The sequence below is a fragment of the Spirosoma endbachense genome (assembly GCF_010233585.1).
Lineage (GTDB): Bacteria > Bacteroidota > Bacteroidia > Cytophagales > Spirosomataceae > Spirosoma > Spirosoma endbachense.
Genome location: NZ_CP045997.1, coordinates 6,438,187 through 6,459,956 on the forward strand (window position 1 = coordinate 6,438,187; position 21,770 = coordinate 6,459,956).

Annotated in this window: 19 protein-coding genes; 4 read left to right on the forward strand and 15 right to left on the reverse strand. The window is 40.1% G+C overall.

The genetic code is table 11. From position 1 onward, the window contains the following. Window positions 1–28: 28 nt before the first annotated feature. From GJR95_RS26260 to GJR95_RS26270, 3 genes are all read right to left on the reverse strand, one after another. Window positions 29–3,031, reverse strand: coding sequence for a TonB-dependent receptor (locus GJR95_RS26260; RefSeq protein ID WP_162388682.1), 3,003 nt, complete (start codon window positions 3,029–3,031; stop codon window positions 29–31). A gap of 240 nt (window positions 3,032–3,271) precedes the next feature. After that, the gene (locus GJR95_RS26265) at window positions 3,272–4,345 is read right to left on the reverse strand and encodes a FecR family protein (RefSeq protein WP_162388683.1); all 1,074 of its coding nucleotides are present in this window, start codon (window positions 4,343–4,345) and stop codon (window positions 3,272–3,274) included. Window positions 4,346–4,443: 98 nt separating this feature from the next. Beyond that, a complete protein-coding gene (locus GJR95_RS26270) occupies window positions 4,444–5,004 on the reverse strand; it encodes an RNA polymerase sigma factor (protein ID WP_162388684.1) in 561 nt (186 codons plus the stop codon). A gap of 387 nt (window positions 5,005–5,391) precedes the next feature. Here GJR95_RS26270 and GJR95_RS26275 point away from each other — a divergent pair, with 387 nt between their 5' ends. Both GJR95_RS26275 and GJR95_RS26280 read left to right on the forward strand, forming a co-directional pair. Continuing rightward, a complete protein-coding gene (locus tag GJR95_RS26275) occupies window positions 5,392–5,658 on the forward strand; it encodes a hypothetical protein (protein ID WP_162388685.1) in 267 nt (88 codons plus the stop codon). 50 nt (window positions 5,659–5,708) lie between these two features. Next, window positions 5,709–5,912, forward strand: coding sequence for a hypothetical protein (locus GJR95_RS26280; protein ID WP_162388686.1), 204 nt, complete (start codon window positions 5,709–5,711; stop codon window positions 5,910–5,912). A gap of 946 nt (window positions 5,913–6,858) precedes the next feature. On the opposite strand, the gene GJR95_RS26285 is transcribed toward GJR95_RS26280, so the two are convergent. The 3 genes from GJR95_RS26285 to GJR95_RS26295 are packed head-to-tail and all read right to left on the reverse strand — an operon-like array spanning window position 6,859 to window position 12,548. After that, on the reverse strand, window positions 6,859–8,559 hold the full coding sequence (locus GJR95_RS26285; protein ID WP_162388687.1) for a response regulator receiver domain: 1,701 nt from the start codon (window positions 8,557–8,559) through the stop codon (window positions 6,859–6,861). Window positions 8,560–8,587: 28 nt separating this feature from the next. Further along, window positions 8,588–11,482 (reverse strand): ATP-binding protein, encoded by a 2,895-nt coding sequence (locus GJR95_RS26290; protein ID WP_162388688.1) that lies wholly within the window; start codon window positions 11,480–11,482, stop codon window positions 8,588–8,590. Then, window positions 11,472–12,548, reverse strand: a complete 1,077-nt coding sequence (locus tag GJR95_RS26295) for a DNA cytosine methyltransferase (RefSeq protein ID WP_198424749.1) — start codon at window positions 12,546–12,548, stop codon at window positions 11,472–11,474. Before GJR95_RS26295 ends, GJR95_RS26290 begins: the two co-directional genes overlap by 11 nt. 253 nt (window positions 12,549–12,801) lie before the next feature. Here GJR95_RS26295 and GJR95_RS26300 point away from each other — a divergent pair, with 253 nt between their 5' ends. Continuing rightward, window positions 12,802–13,026 (forward strand): transposase, encoded by a 225-nt coding sequence (locus tag GJR95_RS26300; RefSeq protein WP_162388689.1) that lies wholly within the window; start codon window positions 12,802–12,804, stop codon window positions 13,024–13,026. A 179-nt stretch (window positions 13,027–13,205) separates the two neighbouring features. After that, a complete protein-coding gene (locus GJR95_RS42885; protein ID WP_162388690.1) occupies window positions 13,206–13,409 on the forward strand; it encodes a transposase in 204 nt (67 codons plus the stop codon). A 697-nt stretch (window positions 13,410–14,106) separates the two neighbouring features. On the opposite strand, the gene GJR95_RS26310 is transcribed toward GJR95_RS42885, so the two are convergent. The 9 genes from GJR95_RS26310 to GJR95_RS26350 all read right to left on the reverse strand — a co-directional run bounded on the left by GJR95_RS26310 (window position 14,107) and on the right by GJR95_RS26350 (window position 21,589). Continuing rightward, on the reverse strand, window positions 14,107–14,313 hold the full coding sequence (locus GJR95_RS26310; RefSeq protein WP_162388691.1) for a hypothetical protein: 207 nt from the start codon (window positions 14,311–14,313) through the stop codon (window positions 14,107–14,109). Further along, a complete protein-coding gene (locus GJR95_RS26315; RefSeq protein WP_162388692.1) occupies window positions 14,294–15,385 on the reverse strand; it encodes an ATP-grasp domain-containing protein in 1,092 nt (363 codons plus the stop codon). The genes GJR95_RS26310 and GJR95_RS26315 overlap by 20 nt, the downstream gene beginning before the upstream one ends. 270 nt (window positions 15,386–15,655) lie before the next feature. Beyond that, window positions 15,656–15,895, reverse strand: coding sequence for a hypothetical protein (locus GJR95_RS26320; protein ID WP_162388693.1), 240 nt, complete (start codon window positions 15,893–15,895; stop codon window positions 15,656–15,658). A 10-nt stretch (window positions 15,896–15,905) separates the two neighbouring features. Continuing rightward, window positions 15,906–16,700, reverse strand: a complete 795-nt coding sequence (locus GJR95_RS26325) for a DNA-primase RepB domain-containing protein (RefSeq protein WP_162388694.1) — start codon at window positions 16,698–16,700, stop codon at window positions 15,906–15,908. Between the two features lie 254 nt (window positions 16,701–16,954). Next, window positions 16,955–18,385 carry a DNA primase family protein gene (locus GJR95_RS26330; protein WP_162388695.1) on the reverse strand — a complete coding sequence of 477 codons (1,431 nt, stop codon included), beginning with the start codon at window positions 18,383–18,385 and terminating at the stop codon, window positions 16,955–16,957. A 74-nt stretch (window positions 18,386–18,459) separates the two neighbouring features. Next, window positions 18,460–18,747, reverse strand: coding sequence for a hypothetical protein (locus GJR95_RS26335; protein ID WP_162388696.1), 288 nt, complete (start codon window positions 18,745–18,747; stop codon window positions 18,460–18,462). Between the two features lie 344 nt (window positions 18,748–19,091). After that, window positions 19,092–19,355 (reverse strand): helix-turn-helix domain-containing protein, encoded by a 264-nt coding sequence (locus GJR95_RS26340; RefSeq protein WP_162388697.1) that lies wholly within the window; start codon window positions 19,353–19,355, stop codon window positions 19,092–19,094. Window positions 19,356–19,445: 90 nt separating this feature from the next. Next, a complete protein-coding gene (locus GJR95_RS26345) occupies window positions 19,446–20,246 on the reverse strand; it encodes a hypothetical protein (RefSeq protein WP_162388698.1) in 801 nt (266 codons plus the stop codon). Between the two features lie 131 nt (window positions 20,247–20,377). Then, window positions 20,378–21,589, reverse strand: a complete 1,212-nt coding sequence (locus GJR95_RS26350) for a site-specific integrase (protein ID WP_162388699.1) — start codon at window positions 21,587–21,589, stop codon at window positions 20,378–20,380. Window positions 21,590–21,770 lie beyond the last annotated feature (181 nt).

Genomic DNA, 21,770 nt, shown 5'->3' on the forward strand with positions numbered 1-21,770 from the left:
CCCCGGCAAATCGGGCCGGGGCCTGTTATCAAAATGCGTAATTAACGGTCAGGTTCATAAACCGCCCCTGCATACCGAATTGATTGGTCCGTCGTGAGAATACCACTTCGTTAGCCGTTTGAGGAATCTGAAGCAGGCTAGGGTAGACGTCGAAGATATTATTAGCCATGCCGATAATCGACAGCTTCCGGATGGGCCGGAACGTTACCGACAGGTCGAACAGGGTTTTGGCCCCAAACACCTGATAAGTCGGTGCATTGACATCGGTGGGTTTCTGGGCCAGTGTCGCCAGTGGGTCCGATACCTGCCCGAATCGCGACCCACGCACCATCAGCCCGATTTTGCCGAAGTCATACGAAAGGGTTCCAATAAACTTGCCTTTCGGCAGCCCTTCGGTGATATACAGCGTTGCTACCTGATCAGCTACCTCAACGCCTGTCGAAGTTTTGCGAGTAGCCCGCACTATTGTGTTCATCGACGAATAGGCCAGGTTTATGCCCAGTTTACTCTTCACTCCCACAGGCCGATTGTAAGTCGTAACCAGTTCGAAACCACGGGTGCGCGTGTCGATGGCGTTGACGAATACGTTGGCTGATTGCGGGAATCCAGCCGCTACGAACTGCGGAATTTTTGAGACATTGATATTGCCCGAGAGCATGATCCGGTTGTTAACGTCGATCTGATACAGGTCAGCCGTAAGGGTAAAATACTGGCCGATTTTCGAAGTGATCCCCGTCGAATAATCCCACGAAATTTCCTGTTTCAGCCCGTCGACACCCAACTGTTGTGCCAGATCTGACGAGGCCGGTATAATGGGGTTAATGATCGAATTGTTGTTGTTATCGAACGAGATATTAATATAGTTGCTGTAATAAGTCTGCGTCATGGAAGGCGCTCGAAAACCCCGGCTGAACGACGCCCGAACAGCAAACGGTTCGGCGATCTTGTAGCGGGAGTTGAGCTTGTATGACAGGTTGGAGCCGAAGTCGCTGTAATTTTCGAACCGGACGGCGGCCCCCACCAATAGCTTTCTGGTCAGATCGCTTTCTCCTTCGACATACACCCCAACATTGGTACGCCCCCACTGACCGGCTGCTCGGTCGCTGAAGCCTTCCCGCCCCGACGACCCGACATCTTTGGTTTGCCGGAGCGGGCCAGCCTCGTAGGAAGACGGGTCGCCAGAGCGCAGCCGGTAGGTTTCGTAGCGTATTTCCGTACCCGCACCGAGGTTGAAGTTCGGATAGCTTCCCTGGCGGAAGGTACGGGCAACATCGGCATTGAACAGGGATTGTGTAATGCGGGTCTGCCCAACGTAGAACGATGTCGGCGACTGATCACCCAGGCTGGGATTTACCGTATTATTGGCATACCAGTCGACTTGGTTCATGCTTTGTGAGAGACTGAAATCGCTATTCCAACTCCTTAGCTTACCTTTTATTCCAGCCGTCAGCGAGTAATCCAGCAGATTGGCTGGTGCTTCCGGGTTGTAGCCGTTCGGGAAGATAGACAGCACCGACCGGCGAGTGTTCGACGGAGCTCTGGTAAACACACCCGTTACGACGTGCTTGTGCGTATAGCCGCCAAAGCCGTATAGCTGCCAGTTGTTGTTGAGAGGCAGGCCCGCGTTGATGAACAACCCATAGGTGGTATTGCGGGCCGATCCCAGCACTGCCTGTTTCAGGTCGATGTTGTTCTGTTTGACAAGCAGTGCATCCTGTACGGGGTCTGCGACGTAGAAGCCGCTTGATGCTTTGTACGTACCCGATCGGTCGTAGCCATCCGTGTGCGAGTAGGTCAGCGTGGTGTTAAAAAAGCCGCGCCTGGCCAGTTTCAGTCCGAAATTAGCGTTCAGGTTATACGTGGCCCCGTCGGTGATAAGCGCCGGTGGCGTATGTCCGGTCATGTCCAGATTCGGTTTGGAATAGCCGATTCCCGTGAATACATTGACCGTACCTCCTTCGGCGGCATCGTTGAGTTCGAGGTTGATAACCCCGGCAATGGCATCGGAACCGTATTGTGCAGCGGCTCCGTCGCGCAGGACCTCGACCCGTTTTAGTGATAAAGCCGGCACGGCGTTAATGTCCGTTCCCACTTGTCCTTTTCCGACACCATCGTTGATGCTCAGAAACGATACTTTGTGCCGACGCTTGTTGTTAACCAGCACCAGCACCTGATCGGGACCCAAGCCACGCAATGTAGCTGGATCGACAAAAGGGGCTGCATCATTGATCCCGAACTTAACGGCGTTGAACGAGGGAGCCGCGAATGTAATGGCCTGACCCAGATCGACTTGCCCCGATGTTTGAAGTTCTTTGGCGTTGATAACGTCGATGGCCACTGGCCTGTCGACATCCGTACGGGGCTGGGCAAACCGCGATCCTACTACGACGACTTCGGACAGGCTGGCTTCCGACTGTTTCATTCCTACGGTGAGTGGCGTAAAGTTCTCGATGACCAGTTCCCGGCTGATGTAGCCGATGTAGGAGAAGATAAGCGTTTCGCCCCTGTTGGCGTCGATGGTAAAATGGCCATCGGGGCTAGTGACCGTACCGCGTTGGGTTCCTTTGATCACTACGCTGACGCCCGGCATGGCTTCGCCCCGCTCGTCCAATACCTTTCCGGTCATGGCTTCCATACTGGCGAGTCGAGGTTCGTTTGGGCCTGTGCCGGCCGAACGGTTCAGGATAATTTTGTTACCGCTCACTTCGTAGCTTAGTTGCAGGGGTTGCAGCAACTGATTCAATACGTTTGATAGGGGATCCTGTCGAATACTGAGCGTCACCAGCCGATTGCTCTGAATCAGTCGGGAGCTGAAGACAAACTTTACCTGCGCAAGCGTTTCAAGCTGGGCCAGCACCCGTTCGAGCTGTTGATTGTAGCATTGAAGCGTTACTGTTCGGTCGAGTACTTCCTGTGCTCTGATTTCGGTGGCATAGGTCAGTCCGGAAAACAGCAGAGTGACCAGTAACGGGGCGCAACTCAATTTCATGAGTCTGAGCAGCAGTGAATGCCGGGTAATGAAAAAATGCATAGATTTAAGGGGGTTTAGTATTGGCAATAAGAACCTGACGCCCATCGGGAGATGGGTAAAAAGCCCCTTAACTGCGCTGGAAACGGGTTTAGGGGCACTTGCTATCGGCAACTCTGTTCGCGCAGAGCTGCCGTTTTTTTTAACACTGTTTACATGTATAGGACTTTCGCTGAGAGCCGTGCCACGGTTATCAGGAGTAGCATCAGAAACCGTGGCACGGCTCTCAGCGAAAGTCCTAATTTATTTACAGCCTTTTCCATTGACGATGATCTGCCCATCGACGACTTCATACTGCGCTTCGATTGCCCGGCAGACCAGATTAAGCTTACCGTATAGTGATTCGTCGGCCAGCGACGCTGTTACAGGGCAATCGCTCATAAGCGCAGCATCGTATTCAATGGGAATGCCGTAGGCTCGTTGAATACGCTCAAAGACCGTAGAAGCGGGTGTATTGCGAAAATCGAAATCGACCAGCGCTTCGGGCTGAATCAATTGTGGACTCCCGACGATGCTCCGGGCAAAACTGTCAGCCTTTCGGTTGTATACAAGCTGTTGATTGGGGGTGATAATAACGCCCTGAAGCTTTTTAACAATCACCGGCTGACTAACCGTTGTTTCGCGGTAGACGGATACTTTACCTGTCCGAACCACCACCTCAACTCTTTCCTGGTCGGTACGAGCCTTTATTAGAAAGCTGGTACCCAATACCTTAGTGGTGATTTCGCCAGCATGGACCAGAAAGGGCTGCTTCGGATTCCGGGCCACGTCGAAAAAACCATCACCATCCAGATATACCTCCCGAACGGACCCCGTGAATCGGGCGGGATAACTTAGTCGGCTGTTTTTAGCCAGCCGAATCCAACTACCATCGGGCAGGTCGACGCGGAGCGGCTCACTGTTGGGATTGACTTGCTCGATAAGATCTTTCTGACTTACCTGCTGGGTGTAAAGTGAAGCAGGAATGGTGGTTTGGTACACGTAGGTCCATATGCCCATGGCGAGTAGCACCGACGCGGCCAGCCCCCACCGCACCCAGTTGTTGCTCCAGAGTGGCCGAGCGATCGGATGGTGGGTCGTGTTAGCCAGGCTGTCCTGCATCTGAAGGAATTGCTGGCGAATATACTCCTCCGACCACTTGAGCGAGAGTCGATTTAAAAGCGAAACGGCGGCATCGACCGTCGGCAACTGATCGGGATGGTCTTCCAGAAACTCGTTCCACTCCCAAACGTCGGCTTCGTTTTTTTGAAAATAGTAATTCAGAAAGCCTTCGTTGGTCAGCAGATCGTCGAGAGTAAGCGGGTACGTTGGTTTCACTGCGACGCATCGGTTGGTCTTCATTTATACAGAGGAACCCGATGGTCAGAATCTTCTCGTTTTTGTAGAAAAAAATGTAGAAATTTTATACTTATCGCTCAGATTGGCTTCAGCAACGTTTTTAAGCGCTTCAATGCTTCGTGCAACGTTTTATAAATACTGTCGATTTGCAGGCCTGTCTGCTCGGAAATTTCCTTGTACGACAGTTCTTCGAAGTATTTGAGCGTAATGATCTGTTTCTGGCGGGAGGTCAGTTCATTCATCGCCTGTACAAGTTGGCTGCGCCGAATAGCATCTTCTTCCTGTGCCACGAGAATATCTTCATAAGACGTTACGGGCAGATAAACCTCATCCAGCGGCTCTGTGGCCGTCTGCTGGAGTTTAGCTAGGGCTTTCACGAGTCTTTTTTTTAACGAACCTTTCAGATAAGCTTCAAACGATACCACGTCACCTAGTGTATGCCGGTACTGCCAAAGATCCTGAAAGATCGCCTGAATGGCTTCTTCGGTGAGGGTACTGTCAAATGACCATTTTATTCCAGCCCGAAAAAGTGGATTGTAGTACGTAGTAAATAAATACTGAAGCGCCTTCTCATCGTTTTGCCTGAGGGCCTGAAGGACTAGGGCATCTACATATTGGTCATTTTCTGCATTATTCATGGATAAAATAAGAATAATGTAAAGCTGCCAATAAAGGTAGGCTTTTCAAGTCACATAAGTTCAAATAGGGTGACTATATCGTTCAGGAGATTATACTAAATGATGGGAGTGGGATTATAAACTCTGTAATTGTCTCGCAATTACAGGAAAATTAAACTGGACAATGCTCATGCTGTAAAAGCCTGCCTGGAAAATAATCAGGTAAGAGTCTTAAGGTAAACGATGCCATGCTAAGAACAGAGAATTTCAGGTAAAAGCTCGAAAATTCGCATACAAAAAATGCTTGGCTATTTTACGAGAACTTAAGAGTGGGAATGTCGATTAGGCAAGCCACTTCCAGATTTAAAAGCCCTCTAAACAGAAATAAATCTTTAAAATAGAGAAACTATGAAAAGTTACATCCTTAAACTTTTGTTGTGTATTCTGACCTTGCTACCCACCCTGATATATGGTCAGCAGAAAACCAGTCCGAATCCCGTAAAATCCGTTAAGGGATTGCCGGAAGGTACCGATTCGATACTCGTTGAGTATGCAACGCTGATGAAAATTGCCCGGAAATATGGTTTGGAAAATAATTGGAGCTTTACGCCTACGGCAGGCAATCCCAGGGGTAAGTCGCCCAAAAGGATCTTTTTAAAAATGAGCCTAGAGTAATTTGATGACTGGATGAAAACTTTTTCATTCGTTGAGGAAAAAGTAAAATTTTGCAGCAATTCTTTTTAGTGGATTTTCAGAAAGTGAGCACTGTTCAGGAGTACACGGCCTTGAAACGAGCTTATGTGAAGAAATACCCGGACTATTTAAAAGACGAAATGGGTTTTCGGGAGGCCGACATCCAGAAGGAAGAAAAGCATCCTGAATTAGTTTCGCTAAACACGCCTAATTTTCGGCCATCCGTTAAAAAATAAACAACAGTAGTAGTACTCTTTTCTGGCTGTATGATAAGCTTGCGGACTTTAGTTATGCGGCTAAAGTCCGCATTCATTTTTAGACTTCATTGGGCTTAGTGCAAAGAGGGCTTCATGTACGAAATGTCTTTTTTATATGGGAAGCTCCGCTAGAACACCCAAATAATAGCATACGCATCCTGATAATGACCTTTTTCTTGAAGGTTTGAGCGTTTCCCATTCGGGTAAAAGCTATGTATTTGCTGTTTCGGAAACAAAAAACCGCCTGTATGCTTCATACAGGCGGTTTTTCTACTGTTTCGTGCTCCCGAAGGGACTCAAATATGTTTTTGATTATCAGGCATTTAGGTGCAACTTTAAATAAGCTGTATCAAAACTGTATCGACACCAATTGGTCAGTTAGCTTAAGCTCGTCAAGAATTATGGTTTCCGTTTGTACCTACACGTACTTTTATAAACGTACAATGAAGGTTGAATACAAGTAGGATACTAGGTGACTAGGAATCAGTTTAAGGAGGATTTTCTATACGGGCTTCTTGCTAAGGGATCATCAATGAGTACAACAATTGCCAATTTAGAGGGCCTTATCCATTCCAGCCCAGATTTCAGGAAAGATTATTATATAGCAGTATAGGTTGAGGAGATTGTTTCTGAAGTTAAAACAAGATAACTAAAAAGCTCACTCTTGCCTGCCTACTCTAGTTATCCTGGGTATTCAATCGTAGCCGCTAATCGAGTAATGTCAGTGTGATAATCTCCTTATTTAGTTTGCTTGTAACTTACCATGATTAGTGCAAAATACTAATATTACGAGTCTGTTCACAGAACAAATTTTACTATTAGAAGACAGTATACAGTTTATCTTGAGATTATCATTTTACAACAAATAAATATAATTTATTTAACTTAAATAATTCGTATAAATGTTTAAGTCTGTGAACAAAAATCATTTAATTTTTACAAAATCAACACCCACTCTGGCAGGATGACCGAAAGCGTGATTAGCTATCCTTTGGGTATAATCACTTCTTAAGGTAGTAATATATTCAACATCAAAATAATTTAGATTCTGATCAAATTTTTCTCTTGCATAATTATTTGTTATATCCCAAATTCTAATTTTGTTGCCGATAAGCTTATTATTTTCAACATTATAAACTTTCGGTTTTATATAAAAAGGTTTATAGAGAAAACGGTTTAGCACTTCTATATTATGAACTAATTTTCCAATTAACCCATTTTGTAAAGCAAGGTCACCTTTTAATTTCTTGGAGTCATCCTCAGAATTCGAAAGAATTAATTCTTTAATTTTTTTGAGCTCTGGTTTTTCTAAATCGCCCCAATAAACTGCCCTTCTGTTTGGTAAAAAACTCAAGAAAGCTGTATCTCCCAATCTTAACGCTAATTCTAAATCGTTAAATTCAGTTCCTTTTACAAAGTAAAAATTGTGATCAATTTTATTTGGATAATAACAATCACATAGAGCTGTTACGCACAAAAAATAATCATTCCCTTCACCTTTAAAAATATCTCCGAAGTTCAGATTAGGTATGTCGTCCGGATTTAGGCTCTTTACAGAAACAGAATTATAAAAAACATTCAATTGAAACAGGTCTTCTATGCTTGGCTCTTTGTTTTTCAGTTCATTACTTTTAAAATCTAAGAAGTCTTCTTTCAATAATTCAAGCTTAGCTGTTCTCAATTTTAATGTTGCTTGCTCTAACAATAACTTCTTGATAATAATGCCAAAAGTCTTATCATCCTTAAGATGATTTCTAAATTGAAAAAGAGCTTCTGTTGAAGACTTTAATATAGTTTCATCAATAAAACTTTCATTTGAGTTAAAAACAGATTGCATTTCTAATCCCAATAACTGAAAAAAACTTCCATTATTTTTTATTACAATTTCTGAAATTCTTCCCAAAAGCTTATTATAATCAGCATCTTCTTTTAAATCTTTTTTTAACGTCAATACAAAAGTATTATTGATGATAAAAGAATTATCTCCTACGTTTAATACTTCATAATCATTATTCGCATATTCCGGAATAATAACCTTTTCACCTACAAGCGAAATATATATGTAACGTAAAATTAATTCGACAGATTTTTCTCTTATTCTTTCAATAGGGAAATTGTCAATTTCTATAGCATTTTCTTTAAAGAAATCGTTTATATTATTATTACTATTCCATAATTTCTGAATTTCTTCGGGTTCAATATATTCATAGGTTGTTTTTATACTCTCAAAATCTTCTTTATTTAATCCAGAAAAATATGCATCCAAAAAAAGCGGAATTTCATTGAAATTTGCTGAACTGGAATATATACAACAGAAGTTTATATATGGTGTGCTAACAGCTTTATTTAACAACTTTAAAGAATATTCTTGTCCTGCAATCCCAGATAATTCCCAATCTAAAAGAATTAAATCTTTTCCTTTAAATAAGTAATCTAGAGTTTGGGGATTTTCAAGATTTGCTGCTTCAAACTTATGAACTATTAAGCTTTTTCCATTCTCCTTAAAAGTTTTATAAAGATCTTCCGATAATTTTTCTTCCATTATATCAGTATTGATCGGAGTCCCCGAGTAAAAATCCTTAGCTTTTTCATCAATAAATACAGCAGAATTGATAGATGAATTCAATATGGTGAAGGCTTTAGAACTATACATTTTATTTAGTAATTTGGTTTATTACGAAGCAAGCTCCATTTAAAGAATTATATTTTTTATCGTTAGTTGCGTAAATATCCAAATTGGCTTCGTTTAAACTTTGCTTTGATAAATAAAGCCCAATCCCTCTGCCATTAGGGCGTTGAGAATAGAACAAATCAAAAACCTTATTAAGCCTATAGTCAGGTATTTTTTCTCCTGAATTAGCAATAATGATCTCTTTGGGATTCGGTAAATAATCAAGTTTAATAATACGCTGTTCTTTATTTCGCATCCAGTAAATAGCATTGTTTATAATATTAATAAATACTGTGTGAATTACCGGCTCTTTAATGCTAATTAAATGTGTTTTAAATTCATCAGAAACTTCAAGTCTTATGCTATATTCTTCAATCTGATTTTCAAAAAAATCAAGTAAATAATTGTAAATTGTATTTCCTGGAATGTCTTTAACTAATGCACCAGAAATCCTGTACAACGGAGAAAGTAGCGCATATTTATCTTCCAGTTGTTTGAAATTTCTTTCTAAGAAACCAAACTCCTTAATTGAATTAACTTCTGAATTTTTACTTAGTTCTCCTAACTGGCTATTTATTTTTGCATACAGTTGATTGAATTCATGGTCGATAATTTCAACTGCAATCCCTAATTGAGCTGTATCTCTGGTTTGCTCCCATTGGTATTTCATTTGTTCATATTGAGCTTTATAAGCGCCTTGAACTTGTTCTTCGTCAATATCGAATGATAATCGCTTTATATGCTCCACCAACGGAAATAATGTTTTTCCAGCTTCTTCTAACAGAGTATAATATTGTTTTTCAATCTCGTCAGCAAATTGTATTATCTGATATTTGGAAACTATGCTTTTTATTGTCGTTTCTTTATTCTCTGATAGAGAAGAAGTTAATCGTTTTGCTCTATCTCTGTATTCTTTAATTAATAAAGCAGATTTTTCATCAAGTTGTTGTCGATATTCATTGAGTGATTTTTCCAGAGAATAAATATATCCGTTATATTTCTTCGTAAAATCAATTTTTAAATCCCTAATTTCTAATTTATCCTGTGCTTTTTTATTTAATTCTTCCCTTCTCGGGGTAACAGATTCAATATAATTATTTAAACGATTTTCAAACTTATATAACCGTTCTTTTTGCGTTTCAGTAGGTCTATATCTTCTAGGAACTTTAGGAATTAATCCTTTAAGGTCTAAGTCAAGCTTTTGAAGTTCATCTAAAATATACTCAACTTCTGAGTATGTGATATTGATATTATCTAGTTTTTCATCTAATGTATTGAGAAGACTTTCATACTTAGTTTGGTGTTCATCTAATTTTTGAGGGTAAGTATTCAATGCTTTAGTGAATGCAATCTTTTCTACTTTTTCTCTAGCTTTGTCTGCCTCTAAAGCTTTATTTTGATCTTGAATCTCAATTAATTTATCTCTAAAAAGCGACTGTTTAGGTGTTGTTGCAAAAAAATCTTGTGCTAAGGCAATAAAAAAATTTGTAGCATCACTGGTGAATGCTCGGTATTGGGCATTGTTTATTAATCCCTCTCTACTAGACTTATCTCTTAAATCAGGGTTTCTTTCTCTGGTCAGAGCTATATAACCATACATTCTTCGATAAGAAAAATAATATGTACCTGCTCTTTTAGACCTTCTAAGTTCAAAGTTCAAAAAGTCGGCATTTTCTCTTCCATAAGGTAACACCCTGAAATCATCTCTGAATACGTATAGGCCTCCATACTCTCTAACTTTAGTTGAGATTTTTTCAAATTGGATTTCTGATAAATTCGAAGAATTTTCTATTCCCTGAGAATATCCTAATTCAATTGGAATACTACCATAAAAAGAACGTTTATCTTTTTTTCTGGGATTAGTATAGTTGTAGTCAATGGTTTTATCAAATATTCTTAAAATACCATCAAAAGTACCATTTCCGTCAAAACGCCCCTTTATATAGACATCCGCTAAATCAAAATCAGATTTTTCAAAAAAGTTACCTTGTTTAGTTAACAAATCATAAGTTTCTAAATCTTTATGAATGTTAAAAACAGCTTCTATTTTGATTGAAGTTTCTTTAAAAGGGTTAGTAAACCCTATCAGGCTTGATGTAACAAAGTTGCCTTCGTCTATTTTGTCCTCATCTTTTTCTGATAATTCTATAATTTGGTTTATAGGATTAAATACTAAAAACATTGTCCCGTGTGAATCATCAGAATTATAGAAGGATAATATATTATTCAGAATTGGTTTTTCCAATTCTGAATTTATCGTATCTGAAATAATATCGAATTTTAATTCTATTTGTTTTCCCTCCCAAATTGGACTATTATCTGAATCAAATTCTTTGTCAAAATTCGATAAAAACATATTTTTCAATTCATGGAAATCCACATTAATCGATTCTGTTTTTTCAACAGACCTAATCGGAATTGTAATATCATCCAGAAATAAATTATAATTTTCTAATAATCTCCAATCGAAATATATTGCTTGCAGTGGATAACCGATTTTCTTTGTAAGCATCAGCATTGGATTACCTAAATAAGCTACGGATAAGCGTCCAATACCTTTTTCTCCGGCTTTAATACGTGGTCTTTTCCATAAAGTATCCTCGGATTCTTCCTCTAATTCTGCCCTTGACTTGGAGTCTGTTCCAAGTACTAACCACTTATCTAAAACATCAGTGCCGGACATTCCTTTTCCGTCATCAGAAATTACAAAATAAGATTTTGAAAGTCCGTTGTAGCCTTCTTTAAATAAATCAGCGCTTAATTTATCCGCATAAGCGTCGTAACCGTTTTTCCATAACTCGGTAATTGCCGTAGGCAGATCTGCAATTTGTCCTTTCCCGAGTAAGTCTACCGCCCTTGCTTTTGTTCTAAACTGCATTTTTATGATTTTGAATTATAGCTTTACCTATTGCAGTGGCATATTTTGGAGGTACAGCATTTCCAATCATTCTTGCGGTATTTTCAATACTTGTTGCTTTAAAAATATAGGTTTTAGGAAAAGACTGTAATACAGCTCCCTCTCTTAATGAAATTGCTCTGTCTTCTTCAGGATGCCCGAAGCGTCCATTAGAGATACTGAAAAATTTTGTTGTAATTGTAGGGGATGGTCTATCCCACCACATACGCCCATAAACGTCACTAAAACCTTCTGTCTTCCCCTTATGACATTTTGGCGCTAAATTTTCATCATCAACATACGCCATTCGTCCACCTCCATCTTTGGGGGTTACAGCTAATCGATCTAAGTTTACTTTTTGTAAGCCTGCAACTGTATGTAAAAAATCTGAAGAATCCTTGTGCCCAGGTCTAACTTTTGGGAATCCATTATGCTCACCGATAACGTCTCGAACAGTTATTTTTTTCTCTTGAGCTATTACCGGTATTAATTCTTTTGATGAAACACGATTGGCAATTAATGTAAATCTTTTTCTATACTGAGGAACTCCATAATTGCTAACTTCATGTACATCAAAATGAACTTTATATTTATTTTCTGCTAACCAATTAATAAATTCGTCTAACCCACTTTCTTCCTTGCGTTTTAAAACGCCAGGAACATTTTCTACAACAACATAACCCGGATTAAAATATTCTACAAAGCGTTTAAACTCGATAAGTAGATTTTTTGATTTATTCGATTTCGTCTTGTCTGTATATATTAGGCTCCAAAATTGGCAAGGGCTACATCCGATTAAAATAAGTTCGTCATCGTTTTTAAAGAGGGAAAGTTGTTCTTGAAGAGTCTCTTCCTTTAGATTAAAAACATCGGCATGAATAAATTCTGCACCATGAATGTTAGCCTCATAAGTAGATTTGCAATTTCCATCAAAATCAATCCCAGCAACTATTTGAACTCCAGCTTCTTGCATTCCAAAACTCATTCCACCTCCAGAGCAAAAGAAATCCACGGCTTTCAGGCCACATTTTGTCTTTGTAGTCTCCAATGCTAAACTTATTTAATAAGGTATTTTCAGATTTTAAAATCACAAATAGGCTTGTATAAGCTCATTATACAATTACACCACCATTGTTATCATAATATAGTGTATACAAATGTAGGAGCTTTTAGGAAAAGCTACACAAGAAATCTATTGTTATTATTGATATGTAAGAACCTGTTAAAAAATAGGTTGAAGACTCAGAAAAGACAGAATTAGTCAATCGTTGGGGATGAGCTGATCAAAGCCATACCCCTCCTTGACTGATTCCGCCGGGAAAGTTATCCAAGAAATCTTGGCTGACAAGAGAAATCGAAAATATTCCCTGCGCCGTATTTTTGATGCCCTGCTTTATATCACTAAAACAGGCGGCCAGTGGCGCCAAATGCCTAATGACCTACCGCCTTGGCCATTATGTTATTACTACTTCCGGAATTGGAGCGCCGAAGCAATGGCGCAACAACGGCACTTGGGAAAAGCTTAATAAAGCGTTCGTCGAACGCAGACGAAATAAAGCTAATCTAGAAGCCTCACTAGTGTGGGTGTAATTGATTATCAGGGTGTTAAATGTAGCGAATAGAGTGTAGTGTCTAAGGCTATGATGGCTGCAAGTAGATTAACGGCCCTAAGCTGCATATTGTAGTCGATACGTTAGGACTGGTTTTGGTTGTCGTCGTCCATGCCGCCAATATTCATGATAGTCCGGCGGCACGACTAGTGATAAGTCGGCTAGCTCTGCTAGGTTTTGAACAGATCAATAAGCTCTTAGCTGACAGCGGCTATGGCAAGAAGTTAGCGGGTTGGATGAAAAAGTCGTATGGACTGATTCTAGAAGTGGTTAAGGTGAGCGAGTTGGCTGGTTTTTAGATGATACCCATGCGTTGGAAAGTTGAGTGGACGTTTGCCTAAAGAATTGGTCACGACGCTTGAGCAAGGACTATGAATGTGGGGTTAATTCACACGAATCGTTTGTATATTTATCCAATATCAACCGAATGCTTAAGCATTTTTAAACAGGTTCTTAAAGTTTAATGCATTTGAAATAGATTTTATTCTATTACCTCCAATAACTGTATTATACAGCGGTAAACTGTCATAGTTTTGTCCAAGCCATCTTAATGAGCCTTTTCCTAAAATCTTTTCAAGAATAATTATTGATTCATTAGTAAGCATATTTTAAATCAATATTTAATAAGTTGTAGAAGTTATGGCCTTTCCTTATAATAAAAATAAAATAAATTTAATATTTAAGCAGCCTCTTTGTGCCTAATTTAATCCATCTCTCAAACATTATGTTTGGAGGCGTGAATTTTATGAACTCTTATAGATCATTTATAGATATTGATAATCAACGTCTTACATTGTGTTATTCTACTTCTGTACCAAAATAGGAGCAATTACTGTTAAAATTGATTTGTTATATAGATTATTTCTATATTAAAATAATATTGATAGATTATTTCTATTTAGTGAAGACAGCTTGAGAAAGTATATCTTGTCATAGTAGTACGTGAAAATTTATTCGTTATTCATATCGAATAAAGGAGGGGGCTAACCCCCTCTTTTATTCGCCCCTATAAGCTTTATCCATTGCCTCATCTACCCGCTTTTTCATTTCATTCTCAGAGGGGCTTTCAACTTGTAGATGATAAACTGTCTTTCCCCTTTGGCCTCTGCCCAGATTGATGCGAAACTTGTAAGCTAGCTTGCCATGAATATTGAGGCTCCCATCGGGTAAGTAATCGGGTATGTCATCGGTTGGCTCTGGCATAAGTCTTTTTGTTTACTTGGTTTAACTTCTCATAAAAATTGGTGTGTAAGCTCGCGACCTGGGGATGATTAGCTAGATGAGTGACATCTCCCATTACATGAGCCACGTATATCTTACCATCATCATCAGTAAACGTATCAGTGCGGTAAGCACCGTAGCCTTCTTTAGTGGTTGCTCCTCGCTTTTTTTCTTTTATACAATATTCAATCAGGTTCTTAAAGAAGTTAATACCTGTTATGTCAATAATCTTGGTCCCTGGATTGCCGTTTACCTCGATGACATAGCTAATACCTTCCTTATCCTTCATCAAGTCTACGCCTGAGTACTCTAAGCCAACTGCTTTACTGGCATCAATACAGAGCTGTTGATCTTCTTTTGATAGGACGAGCTTGCGGCCAGAACCCGACTTGGATAGGTTGGCCCGAAAGTCGCCTTTGTTGGCCGTTCGTTCCATAGCTGTTACTACTTCATCACCTACCACAATCGCTCGTATATCAGTGAAATTACCGTCAATGTAGCGCTGAAGCTTTACATTGATTTCATGCTTATAAAAACTCTCTAGGGTTGTGTTAGCTGATAGCTTGGTTTCCAGAATTGAAACACCTGAACCTTGAGAGCCATATACTGATTTAACGACAACTGGTAAACCGTCCATAAGATCTTCAATGATGTATTGAACGTGAGCCGGGGCTTTTGACCAAACCGTCTTAGGGGTTTTTAAGCCAGCTTGTGAAAGCCGAAGCGTTGTTTGGATCTTATTTGAGGCAGTACGAAGCGGTTCTCCTTTTTGTGGGGAGTAGATCCCCAGATTATTGTTTAAGTGTTCCAGGACAACCGTTTTGTGTTCTAATTGTCCTGAAAGCCGGGGAATGATAAAATCGTAATCTTTTATTTTTAATCGTTGGGGTTTTTCCAGTTCTGGATTGCCATCATAGATACGATCATAGCCGCTAACGTTTTCACTGATGTACAGATACAAGTCTAAAGGCTCGTAGGCTTGCAAAGTACAATCCGTCTCTTTGGCGGCTTCTAGGAGATACTTACCGGCAGTACCTAGTGTTAGGATATGCATAGGGATTAGAGATTTGGGAAAAAGGTAAAATGGTCGTTATTGATGCATATCAATTGCCAATTCATATATCGCTCCGAAGGCCGTTTTGGCAATTGCAATTTGGCTCAGTGCGCGTCTAGGGGGGCTGTGTGTGCCAGTGCCACGATTTTTGCATTTTTTAAGGGTTAAGTAATTGATTATGAGCATTTTTGTTGATTTTTAGATTTCAAAAATTGAAGGTAAGCGTTGCAAAATAGTGATGTGAATGGTTTTTAATGAATTGATTTACAGTTAGTTGTTATATTTTTTGCTTGTAAACGTTGGTTCATTCCAAAGGGTATTTTGTGCAATTTGGCATCCCGCTTGCCTTAAAATCTTCTCTTTAAGATCTGCTGTGATAGGAATCTGATTACGGTATTTGTGTAGATACTTAATACGCTGTTCTACAGGACGACCTGTTTTCTGCCATAGCTCAGGGCTAGAAAGCACGATCTCAAATGCTTCATCGGTGGTGTAAGTCTCTTTTTCCATAGTATGATAGTTAGATGATTGATTGTATTGCTTTGTGAGCGTTGGCAATGGTGCGTTGTAGATAGCTTTCCAAATACTTGCCTTTTCTGACTGCTAGGTCTGGACTAGTCCTTTCCAAGTGTTGACTAATTTCGATGTCGGTTTTACCTGCTCTGATGAGTCCACAGGCTACACCAAAGTCTTGTTCACTACTGCTATTCTTGCTGGGGCTATGCTGATAGAGCGGCATACTATTTATTGCAGTTGTATTTTTATTGAGCACAGCCCCCCCACAGGGGTAAAAAGTTGACAGCCGGTTTGCGGCTCGACATAGCCGAACAAACGGAAACAATCCACTTTGTAAGCGGTACTTTTCTTTTCGATTAGTGAAGCCTGGCAAACGCCCAACGTGATCCGGTTCTGCACTGGCAAGGTCTGCTCCTAATTGAATAGCTAGCGTTTGACAGGATACTTTAGCAATATCCCGGTTAGCTGGTATCGTTGGAAGAATTAGCCAAGCTTGATAGTTGGTGGGGCTAGTTTCAATCAGCAAACAGGGCTTAAGTCTAGCCAGCTCGCTTAATGAATCGAAACTCAGATCATCAAGTAAGACGTATTGATAGCCAATTGGACGGGCATATATATCGAACCCCTTGCTATTCTTATCCCGCAAATAGCGGACGGTTTCAGATTTTGCTAACTGATCGGGCGTATAGTCCACCCAAAAACCTTCATCGGTCAATCGATTCTTAAGCTGCACCTTATAACTAGCCGCATCGAAAACGGACAGGTATCGTTCAATTGCTGTTTGAGTTAAGTTGCTCATAAGTCTTACTTTTTTACCCCTGTGGGGGGGCTGTGCTCAATAAATTCTTGTTAGCCTAATCTTGGAATTTCGCAGTGACATAAATTCTGGAAAGTTTGGCCAACACCTACATTTGCTACATTTCCTACATGATTGCCGTTTTTTTGATTTTTTGAATGTAGATCATGTAGAAAATGTAGCTGTTAGGAAAAACTTTTTGAGTTGTCATTCGCACGCGATAGGTTTAGATAACTGATTGCATAACATGCATTTAGTTAAGGAAAAGGCTTGCTTGCATAGACGACATTGCCAATTGTCTGCCTTTTTACCTGTATATGGTTCTTTTCAAGCCTATCCTTGAAATTCTTGAGGTTCAAAAAGGCAAATCCAGAAATAGTACAAAAAGCCTTGTAATGTTCGTAGATGCTTTGAAGTGATAAATAACTTACAGAAGGCTGGTAGTTTTCTTCCATTAAAAAGACTGCCACAGTGTCGGCTTCCTGCCGGTATTTAGCCAAGACTTGACTAGCCTTTTCGCTATGTGTAAACCGTTTATTGGCTAGCAGTCGATTCATACCGCTTAAGATCCAGTTAAACACACCTGACAGTTCTCTCTGGATAATCTTTGTGGGTAATTCAGGGTCTTTCTGCTCATCAGTAATGGTCACCTCAAAGGGTACGATCAGGAACCGGCGAAAAAAAGCTTCGGAGTGCTCAACCTCTTTAGGTAGAGTATTACAGTTGAACATAAGCTTGGCGTAATCCCGCATAATAAAGGGATCTCGATACAAGAGCTTGGCTTCAACGGGTTCGCCTGATGCGAGTTGCTTGAACACATCACTCTCTAGGCTCCCTTTAATCTCACTGCCATAATTGAGAAGCTTATCAGCTAGCTTAGCGCGGTGGGCTTCGTTACTTAAACTTTGCAAGGAATAATTCGAAACATTTTGTCCACCCAATAGGGCATTCACTACTTCAAAAAACACCGATTTACCATTTGAGCCAGTACCATAAAGCAGTAAGACCTTTTCTAGTTTTAGATGTCGGATGAAGACATAGCCGATATATTCGGCTAGGAGAGATTGTAAATCGGTATCAGGCAGAACCGTGTCCAAATAGCGTTGAAAAATGGGCGCTTTGGCGTTTGCTTGATAAGCGAAAGAGAGCTGATAGGTTAGAAAGTCTGCTTTATCATGAGGTCGAAGGCGCTGACTGTCTGGGGTAATCTCGTACGTACCATTCTGCATATTGATCAGGACGGTTTGAGGAGATTGCGGAAGGACAGGGAAATGGCTAGATGAAAGAAACTGGCGATAAAGACGGTCACGAAATTCATAATGGCGTGAGTTGAACTTATCCACGCCCATTTTTTCGGAAGTTCTACTTAACAGATCCTGTATTTCGTTCTCTTCAGTTACCTGCCAGAAGGCCCTATTATAGAGATAGACAATTCCGTTCCGTCTGCACAAGGCATAACCGTTAACCTGGGCTTGAGCGAGCAAGTGTTCTACGGTACATATTAAGTAATGCTTTTGGGTAAGTTTACGGTCGGGATCTTCCACAAATACAGGTCCAGCCAAGTGCCTAAAGTCTGCCTTTTTAATAGTAGCTAATACTTTGGAAAAGATCAGATGAGGCTCCTCAATTGGAAACGACTGATTACTATCTATCAATGGGTTAGGTTGCACTGTAATGACATTGTTCATATCTTTGTCGGGTATTAACTGATAGGTTAATTATGTACAAAGCCGCTTGCGAGTCTAGAACGCAAGCGGCTTTTTTATTGGCCTATGAACATGGCTTCGAACATATCTTGTAGTTCGTAGAGCTGGCTAATCATTTGCCGGTATTGCATTAACTCATCTTTTTCCATTGCAGGAACATTAGTAGCTAAATGACGAATAGCATCTCCAACAATAATCCCTAATCCAAGTGGTGTATTGCGGTGCTCATTATCAGCCAATTCAAACATGGCAGTAATCATAGGTTCAATGTTAATTGACATACCTGTTTTTGGGTGAGGAAATAGGAGTGGTGTGTTGCCATTACACTTATAGTAATTATTCATACATTTGGAGAGATAGAGGGGTGAAGCTTCGGTTTTACTCTAACCCGGCTGGTAGAAACAGCCGGGTTTTTTATTGTAAAGCCATGAACTAGTACTTAGTCCAAGTGCTTGCTTAATGATGGAAAACAAACTAATAGGGATAAGGCAACGCCTTACATAGAACATATAGACCTTCTGTCTTTGCCATCAGCTAGCAAAACGCGTTGTTAATACCCTGTTAAACTGGAAGTGGATAGGAGTTAATAGGCTAAGTATATAGCCTTACTTGGTAGAAGAGTATAAGGGAATGGCTCAAAATCAGCACATGGATTTATCACCAATACGTGTTGTGAAGAATGAACTGTTTACGATTCTTTAGGGTAACCTCTCCTCATAAAGTCTTCTACGTCAGCCCGTTTGATCCAAACAGAACGAGTTTTTTTATCTGGTACAGAATGAGGGCGTGATACAGGGAAAGCGCCATCGTTTACTAATTGCCAGAAACGGGTTTTTCCAAGCTTGAATATGCGTTGTACATCATTTGGAGTGAGCCACTCATCGGGTTGAGCAGCTAGAAGCAGATCCAATTTTTCATTGATCTGTTCAAGAAGGGGGGCGTTAGAAAACATACGTTCGATGTGGTTCAATAGAACTTACCAACGCAAGTAATAAAAAAAATAGTAATAAAAATATTTGTGACTATTTTTTTATAGAAGCCATTACAATGGTCTTTCCATAAAGTATAGAGTAGTTGGCTTTAATAATTGTAAAATAGCTGGTATCATATTTTCTATAAAATCCTTATCAGGCCCATTATACTTTTCTCTCCAAATGGTGACAAATTCTCCATCAATCCAGTCACATCGATAAATGCCTAAAGGAAAAACACTTCGGAAGATCCCTTTTTGATAGTGTGTTGCCAAAAACGAATAATTGGCTAATGCGAGTTCGTAACTCGGGGTTGGCTCTTTTACAATTTTAGAAATGTTTTCATAGATATATTTTGCTTCGAGTCTATCCCAATCAATTAATTTTGCAAAGTAACTTCTCTCTTTATGATCTACTACAGTCTTATCAAAAACTAAGCATCCTAATAGAATTTCTTTAAGAGACGATTCTATTAAGTCATCCAACTCCTTTTGCTCATGTAAGTTTCTTTCTGTACCCCATAAAATTCCATTATAAACAATTCTGTTAGATAAATCTAAGGCATTATAATCTATTAAGTCCTGTGCTGTATTAGTTTGAATTGTTTGTACTGTTTTTTTTATGATCCTTTCTTCTTCGAGGAATAATGATTTATTATTTTCTATAAAAATTTCGAACTCAGCATCAGATGTATAGAGATTGGTTAAACTCTTGAAATGCCTAGTTTGAGAGTTTGCAGTAACCTGCACGTAAATTGGATACAGCAACTTGTCATCATTACTCTTTGCTTTTAGCTTTTTATTTAAGTAAAAACGCACAGATACCTTTTTATCAAATTTGTGCTTTTTATACTTTCGTTTTGTACGTTCCATTCTGATGCAAAATGATTAAATATATTCTACAAGTAGGATCATAAATCACGCGATGGCTCTATATATGATCCCGCAAAAAGTGATGCTAGAGCTTACACGTGGATTACATAATCCACGTGTAAGCTCTAGCATCACTTTTGATAAGAATTAGGCCACTTAATAGCTCGTAAGGCGGTTTCAATTGCATGGCCTGACGTATGTACATATCCCATTGTGGTCTGTATATCCGAGTGTTGAGCCAGCTCCTTAACCATTGGCGTTGGTAAGACGGTTGATAGATAGGTAAGGCCAGAATGCCGGGCAGTATGAAACGTAACCGCCTTAGTAATTCCGGCCATTCGAATAACCTCTTTAAGATGTTTATTCATTTTCACATGAGACCGTCTAAAGAAAGGTTGTGAATCCGTACGTGAATAGGTTATTAGTATTCGCTCTGGCTTGCTGTGTCCGTCAGCAGTTGGAAACAATAGCCCAAGCGGTAAACGAGCTTCCTTTTTAGATTTTTGCGTTACAAATTCAAGCAGTATGCCCTCATTAGTTTGCAAGATGTGTTTGCGACTAATCCGGGTAATATCGCTGATCCGTAGTGAGGTATAAAAGGCAAACAAAAAGGCATCACGGTAAAAGGTTAAATGCTGGTTTTCTTCCGTAAATATTAACCGTTCGATTCGCTCGATTTCTTCAATTTGTAAGGCTACCTTATTGACTCGGGCTTTCTTTGGCCTAAAGTCGTTATAAGGGTTCTGTTGGGGTAAAAAAAGTCCTTTGCGTTCGGCATTGTCCAGGCATTTCTTGATTGCTTGATGATACTTATAGATATAATTGGCTCCAAGCCGAAGAGTGGTCTTTAGGTGGAAGTCAAACCGTTCTATAAAGTCCAGAGTTAACGTATCAAATTCCAGATCGTTACCCGCGTTAAATTCATGCAAGCGCGTCAATACTAATTGAGAATGTTGAAAGGCCCGGTAAGACAGCTCGGGCTTTCTGCGTTGCAACTGCTCCCGATAGTGGCTTGAAAAGGTGGCCTTCGCTTTATTAGGCTGATTAGCAGCCTTTAGCATCAAGTCAAAATCTTTCAGAGTAAACGCCTGTTTGTATTGACTCTCAAACAGGGTTTCAAAATCGCTCAGATCCGTTATCTGCTTACGAACTTTACTCATGTGAGTAGGATTCTTCAGCTCATCTTTACGAAAATCCCAGTCCTCTTTTCTGACTTTAAAGCCTGTTGCAAAATACCGTCGCAAGCCATTTTGATAGGCTTCAATAACAACGGGTGCTTTACCGTCTTTAGTGGTCTGTTTACGGCGGTTGAACAGAAGTCGATACCTTACTTTGTGCGTCATGGCAAACTGATTGTTTGGTTTGCACCAAACATCTACCGACAACGGCCCAAAAAAATGCGTATCAAAACTGTATCAAACCCAACGAACCGTAATGAACTATAGAGGGTTCGAAATGGTTCGCTAGCACACTCTAATATGCTCTTATTCAACAAATAAGGCTTATAAATCGCTGATTTATAAG